The 2,331-nt window shown below is 53.2% G+C and carries 1 pseudogene; it reads left to right on the top strand.

Annotation, left to right across the window (positions count from 1 at the left end):
- Positions 1 to 29 precede the first annotated feature (29 nt).
- Positions 30 to 2,331, top strand: a pseudogene (locus tag JGE69_RS17960) (Ig-like domain-containing protein); the annotation flags it as partial.

The following is a 2,331-nucleotide window of genomic DNA, read 5'->3' as shown; positions in this document are numbered from 1 at the left end:
CGTTAACTGATGGTCCACACACCATTACCGTGACTGCAACAGATCCTGCAGGCAATGCGGGTACAGATACAGCTGTGGTGACGATTGATACCACAGCACCAAATGCACCAGTACTTGATCCAATCAATGCGACTGACCCGGTGAGCGGTACAGCAGAAGCGGGTTCAACAGTGACTGTGAGCTTCCCTGACGGTACCACTGCAACAGTCGTGGCAGGCACAGACGGAACATGGTCAGTACCAAACCCGGGTAACCTGGTGGATGGCGATACGGTTACAGCAACAGCGACTGACCCTGCAGGCAATATCTCATTGCCAGGTACAGGTACAGTTTCTGCAGACATCACACCTCCGGTGGTTGCACTTGATGATGTGTTGACTAACGACAGCACACCAGCACTCACTGGTACAGTGAACGATCCGACAGCAACAGTGGTTGTCAATGTGGATGGTGTTGACTATCCGGCAGTGAACAATGGTGACGGCACCTGGACGCTTGCAGACAATACACTTCCTGCGTTAACTGATGGTCCACACACCATTACCGTGACTGCAACAGATGCAGCAGGCAATGCGGGTACCGATACAGCTGTAGTGACTGTAGATACCACCGCGCCAAATGCACCTGTACTTGATCCAATCAATGCGACTGACCCGGTGAGCGGTACAGCAGAAGCGGGTTCTACAGTGACAGTCAGCTTCCCTGACGGCACCACTGCAACAGTGGTAGCAGGCACAGATGGCAGCTGGTCAGTACCAAACCCGGGTAACCTGGTGGATGGCGATACCGTGACTGCAACAGCGACTGACCCTGCAGGCAATATCTCATTGCCAGGTACAGGTACAGTGTCTGCAGACATCACACCGCCGGTGGTTGTACTTGATGATGTGTTGACGAACGACAGCACACCTGCGTTAACCGGTACAGTGAACGATCCGACAGCAACAGTGGTTGTCAATGTGGATGGTGTTGACTATCCGGCAGTGAACAATGGTGACGGCACCTGGACGCTTGCAGACAATACACTTCCTGCGTTAACTGATGGTCCACACACCATTACCGTGACTGCAACAGATCCTGCAGGCAATGCGGGTACCGATACAGCTGTAGTGACTGTAGATACCACCGCGCCAAATGCACCTGTACTTGATCCAATCAATGCGACTGACCCAATTACAGGTACAGCAGAAGCGGGTTCTACAGTGACAGTCAGCTTCCCTGACGGCACCACTGCAACAGTGGTAGCAGGCACAGATGGCAGCTGGTCAGTACCAAACCCGGGTAACCTGGTGGATGGCGATACGGTTACAGCAACAGCAACTGACCCTGCAGGCAATATCTCATTGCCAGGTACAGGTACAGTCTCTGCAGACATCACACCGCCGGTGGTTGCACTTGATGATGTGTTGACGAATGACAGCACACCAGCACTCACTGGTACAGTGAACGATCCGACAGCAACAGTGGTTGTCAATGTGGATGGTGTTGACTATCCAGCAGTGAACAATGGTGATGGCACCTGGACGCTTGCAGACAATACACTTCCTGCATTAACCGATGGTCCACACACCATTACCGTGACGGCAACTGATGCAGCAGGCAATGCGGGTACAGATACAGCAGTGGTGACGATTGATACCACTGCACCAAATGCACCTGTACTTGATCCGATCAATGCGACTGACCCAATTACAGGTACAGCAGAAGCGGGTTCTACAGTGACTGTGAGCTTCCCTGACGGTACGACAGCAACAGTCGTGGCAGGCACAGACGGAACATGGTCAGTACCAAACCCAGGTAACCTGGTGGATGGCGATACCGTGACTGCAACAGCGACTGACCCTGCAGGCAATATCTCATTGCCAGGTACAGGTACAGTGTCTGCAGACATCACACCGCCGGTGGTTGCACTTGATGATGTGTTGACGAATGACAGCACACCAGCACTCACTGGTACAGTGAACGATCCGACAGCAACAGTGGTTGTGAACGTGGATGGTGTTGACTATCCAGCAGTGAACAATGGTGACGGCACCTGGACGCTTGCAGACAATACTTTGCCTGCGTTAACTGATGGTCCACACACCATTACCGTGACTGCAACAGATCCTGCAGGCAATGCGGGTACAGATACAGCAGTGGTGACGATTGATACCACAGCACCAAATGCACCAGTACTTGATCCAATCAATGCGACTGACCCGGTGAGCGGTACAGCAGAAGCGGGTTCAACAGTGACTGTGAGCTTCCCTGACGGCACCACTGCAACAGTCGTGGCAGGCACAGACGGAACATGGTCAGTACCAAACCCGGGCAACCTGGTGGATGGCG

The sequence above is a fragment of the Acinetobacter sp. C13 genome (genome assembly GCF_016809775.1).
Taxonomy (GTDB): Bacteria; Pseudomonadota; Gammaproteobacteria; order Pseudomonadales; family Moraxellaceae; genus Acinetobacter; species Acinetobacter pittii.
Note: the sequence above shows the minus strand (reverse complement) of the source record. Positions and strands in the feature narration are given on the sequence as shown.